The sequence below is a fragment of the Mycobacterium asiaticum genome, assembly GCF_001673365.1.
Taxonomy (GTDB): domain Bacteria; phylum Actinomycetota; class Actinomycetes; order Mycobacteriales; family Mycobacteriaceae; genus Mycobacterium; species Mycobacterium asiaticum_A.
On the sequence record NZ_LZLS01000011.1, the window covers coordinates 1 to 4,496 of the forward strand.

The 4,496-nt window shown below is 63.6% G+C and carries 3 protein-coding genes; 2 read left to right on the forward strand and 1 reads right to left on the reverse strand.

What is annotated here, in order from left to right:
* Nucleotides 1–29: 29 nt before the first annotated feature.
* Entirely contained in the window at nucleotides 30–1,598 is a 1,569-nt protein-coding gene (locus A5634_RS01565) for a long-chain-fatty-acid--CoA ligase (RefSeq protein ID WP_065142338.1), read from the forward strand.
* Between the two features lie 4 nt (nucleotides 1,599–1,602).
* Here the strand turns inward: A5634_RS01565 and A5634_RS01570 are convergent, their stop codons facing one another.
* Entirely contained in the window at nucleotides 1,603–3,726 is a 2,124-nt protein-coding gene (locus A5634_RS01570) for a catalase (protein ID WP_065142339.1), read from the reverse strand.
* A gap of 150 nt (nucleotides 3,727–3,876) precedes the next feature.
* On the opposite strand from A5634_RS01570, the gene A5634_RS01575 reads away from it, so the two are divergent.
* The coding region (locus A5634_RS01575) for a YhjD/YihY/BrkB family envelope integrity protein (protein WP_172831586.1) at nucleotides 3,877–4,496 on the forward strand (620 nt) is incomplete at its 3' end.

Here is a 4,496-nt window from a genome sequence, read left to right on the forward strand (position 1 = left end):
CGCGTTCCGACTGACGAAAGGCTCGCCTCATGCCCGACCTAGCTGATCCGCGATTCCTCGACGAGCGCCTGGCCCACTGGGCGGCCACCAAGCCCGACGAAGAGGCCATCGATTATTTGGACCGGAATTGGACCTGGGCGCAATGGAACGACCGGGTTCGCCGGTTAGCCGGTGCGCTAACGGAATTCGGGATCAAGCGCGGCGACGCGGTGGCGTTCCTGGACAAGAACCACCCGGCGTGTGTCGAACTCACCCTCGCGGCAGCATCGTTGGGTGCGGCCAACGCGATCATCAACTTCCGGCTCGCGGCCGACGAACTCGACTACGTACTTAACGACTCCGGCGCCAAGGTGCTGATTGTGGGCTCGGAGCTGAAGCCGACCGTCGACAAGATCCGCGACGAGCTCACCGATGTCGAGCACATCATCGAGGTGACACCTGCGGGCGAGGAAGGCGACGAGTACGAGGCGCTGCTGGCCGGAGCTACACCCGTGGGCCGCGCCGACGATGTCGAACCCGACGACGTGTGCATCATCATGTACTCCTCGGGCACGACCGGCCGTCCCAAAGGTGTGGAGTTGACTCAGGCGAACTTGATCGCGCACACCATCAACGCGCACGAGGGCTTCGAATTCGAGCCCGGCGACAAGAGCATGGTGTCGATGCCGCTGTTTCACGTCGGCGGGTCGTCCTACGTGCAGTTCGGCATTCACGACGGGATCCCGAGCGTGATGACGCGCGACGTCGACGGCATCGCGCTCGCGGGCGCAATTCTCAAGGGCGCCAACAGAACATTCCTGGTACCGGCGGTGTTGGCGAAGGTGCTCGAATCCGGTGAAGACGCCGTGAAGCTCTTCGGTGCACTCAAAACGTATTCGTATGGTGCCTCACCGATGCCACTGCCGCTGCTGCGCGCGGCGCTGGAGGCTTGGCCGAACACAGACTTCATTCAGGCCTACGGCCTGACGGAAGTGTGTGGCGTGATCAGTCACCTGCTTCCAGAAGCCCACCGGACCCAAGACCGCCCGGAGCGATTGGGCAGCGCGGGAACGCTGGTGCCCAACGCCGAGGTTCGGGTTGTCGACCCGTACACGCTCGAGGACGTGCCGACCGGTGAGCAGGGCGAATTGTGGTTTCGCACACCGCAACTGATGAAGGGATACCACAACAAGCCGGAGGCCACCGCGGAAGCGGTGACCGAAGACGGCTGGTTCCGCACCGGCGACATCGGACGCGTCGACGACGGGGGTTACATCTTCGTCGAGGATCGGCTCAAGGACATGATCATCTCGGGTGGGGAGAACATCTACTCGATCGAGGTGGAGCGAGTGCTGGCCGAGCATCCGGCGGTGGTGGAGGTCGCGGTCATCGGCGTGCCGGATGACAAGTGGGGTGAGGTCGTCAAAGCCGTTGTCTCACTTGAGGGTGAGGTCACCGAAGCTGAGCTGATCGCCTTCTCGCGTGAGCGCCTGGCCGCCTACAAGTGCCCGAAGACGATCGACATCGCCGATGAGTTGCCGCGCAATCCGACCGGGAAGATCCTGAAAAAGGACCTGCGCAAGCCGTATTGGGAAGGACGCGACCGCGCGACCGTCTGACCCGTCACCGCCGAGCCGAGCGCACCGGCGGCACTTGCGAAGCCATCACGTCGACGGCGCGATCCCATACCCGGTGCAACCCTCCCGCAGCTGCGAGCGCCGCGGTGAACTTCTTGTCCACCTTGTCGGCTACGAGCACTCCCGGCGCGTCCAGCGCAATGCCTGCGGCTGTCAGCGCTGCGGTGCCGTCACCCCATGCGGCAATCGGCTTGCAATGCCGAAATGCCTCCTGCAGCAAGATAACTAGCTTGATGTCGTTGACGGGCTTCGTGCCCGCGGCCACCACTACCGCATCGAACTCGATCGACCTCGCGGTCAGCAAGGTCCGCTCGACGATCACGCTGCGCCGCCCGGACTTCAAGACACCGCCGATAGGCGCGGTCACCAGCGGCGTGGCCTTCAAAGCCAGGACGGAGTCGATGAGCTTGGACACACCGCCCAGATCGGAGTCGGCGCCCGCGATAATGCCGATCTTGCGCCCGTCGATGGGCCCAGGCGTTTCGACGATCTGCGACACAGCCGGCGACACCACCACGTTCTTGGGCGGGTTACCCTTCGGCGCCGGTAGCCCGAGTCCGACCGCCACCTGTTTGCACAGATCGGCATCGACATTGGCCAGCACTTCGAGTTGCCTTTCCTTGATGGCCTGCTCGTAGCACTTGCCGAGTTCGAACGTGAACGCCTCGATGATGTGCGCCTGCTCGATGGCACTTAGGCTGCGGTAGAAGATCGCCGGTTGGGTGAAGTGGTCCTCGAAGGACACCGGAGCTGCGCGCACAGTCGGACCCTCGACGTGGCGCGGCGTCTGCACATAGCCACCCTCGTCGGCGTCGGCGACCAGTGGCTCCCCGTCGTCGATGCTGTTGGGTAGGTACGGCGCCTGACCGGTGTGAATTGCGGTCTGGTGCATGCCATCCCGCAACATGTCGTTGACCGGGCAGTGTGGCCGGTTAATCGGAAGTTGCGAAAAATTGGGGCCACCGAGTCGGATGAGCTGGGTGTCCAGGTAGGAGAACAGCCGGGCCTGCATGAGCGGGTCGTTGGTCGGTTCTATACCCGGCACCAGGTTTCCAGTGTGGAAGGCGACCTGTTCGGTCTCGGCGAAGTAGTTGGTCGGGTTGCGGTTGAGGGTCATCTTCCCGATGAACTGCACCGGGACCATCTCTTCGGGCACGATCTTGGTCGGGTCCAGCAGGTCAATACCCTCGAAGGTGTCGGTGCCGTCGTCGGGCATGACCTGGATGCCCAGCTCGAATTCGAGGTAAGCGCCCGCTTCGATTCCGTCGGCCATGTCGCGACGGTGAAAATCCGGGTCGCAACCCGCCGCGATCTGCGCCTCTTCCCAGACCAGCGAATGGACTCCGGCAACCGGCTTCCAGTGAAATTTGACCAGGCTGGTCTTGCCCTTCTTGTTGGTCAGGCGGAAGGTGTGGACCCCGAAGCCCTCCATGGTGCGGAACGAGCGTGGAATGCCCCGATCGCTCATGTGCCAGAAGACGTGGTTGGTGGCTTCGGTGTGCAACGAGACGAAATCCCAGAACGTGTCATGCGCGGACTGGGCCTGCGGGATCTCACGATCGGGATGGGGTTTGGCGGCATGGACAATATCGGGGAACTTGATGCCGTCTTGAATGAAGAACACCGGAATGTTGTTGCCCACCAAGTCGAAGTTGCCCTCGTCGGTGTAGAACTTTACGGCGAACCCGCGGGTGTCCCGCACGGTGTCAGCGGAGCCGCGCGAGCCGACAACCGTCGAGAACCGGCAGAACACTTCCGTTTTCTTGCCTTTGCGCGCCAGGAACCCGGCTTTGGTGACCGAGGCGGCCGTTCCGTAGGACTCGAAGACGCCATGTGCGGCGGCTCCTCGGGCGTGTACGACGCGCTCAGGGATGCGCTCATGATCGAAATGCGTGATCTTTTCCCGTAAATGGAAGTCTTCGAGCAGGGTCGGACCGCGATTGCCAGCCTTCAGGGAGTGGTCCGTGTCAGGCAGGCGCACACCCTGGGCGGTGGTCAGATATCGCCCCGACTGCGCGCGGGCATCGAAGTCTCCGGCGTCCCCATTGGTCCGCCCGGTAGGGCTGGCTGGCTTGGGCGCTTTCTGATCGGGCTGACGGCGAGGTGGCATGGATACTCCCGGGCTGATTTTTCGTGGCTACCGGCGCTGGGATACCCCTAACTCTTCGGCCTAAGCAGCGTTGCGTCGTCCGGTTGGCCGACGGTGCATCCGGGTACCACCGTCACAAGGGATGGCTGGGTTGAATCGAAATGAGCGGCGATGGTCGGCTGGCTGGACAGGCTGCAACGACGCAATCGTGCGGTCGGAGTGGTCGTCGCCGTCATCTACAAATACCTCGATGACCAAGGCGGCTACCTGGCCGCGCTGATCACCTACTACGCCTTCGTTTCGCTGTTTCCGCTATTGCTGCTGCTGACTACGGGCCTAGGCGTATTGCTCGCCGACCGGCCCGACCTCCAAGCGCAGGTCCTGCAGAGCACCCTGAGCCAGTTCCCGGTGATCGGCAGCCAGTTGCAGCAGCCCGAAGGACTCAGCGGCGGCCCCGCAGCGGTAATCGTCGGCATTCTCGGCGCCCTCTACGGCGGGCTGGGGGTAGGGCAGGCGCTGCAGAACGCGATGGACTCAGTGTGGGCCGTACCGCGCAATATGCGGCCCGACCTGGTGCGGTCCCGGCGCCGCAGCCTGCTGTTGCTTTTGGTGCTGGGTTCGGCGGTTATCGCGACGACGGTGCTGTCCGGCGTGGGGCATCTGACCGGGTCGCTGGGACTGGTCGGCAAGGTCGGCGTCGTCTTGGCCGCAGTGGCAATCAACACGATGATCTGTCTGGTCGCGTTCCGGGTGACCACCGCCCGCGAGCTCACCTACCGGCAGGTGCTGCC

Coding starts and splice junctions, on each gene's coding strand:
- A5634_RS01565 (WP_065142338.1), top strand. CDS start 30: ATGCCCGACCTAGCTGATCCGCGATTCCTCGACGAGCGCCTGGCCCAC.
- A5634_RS01570 (WP_065142339.1), bottom strand. CDS start 3,726: ATGCCACCTCGCCGTCAGCCCGATCAGAAAGCGCCCAAGCCAGCCAGC.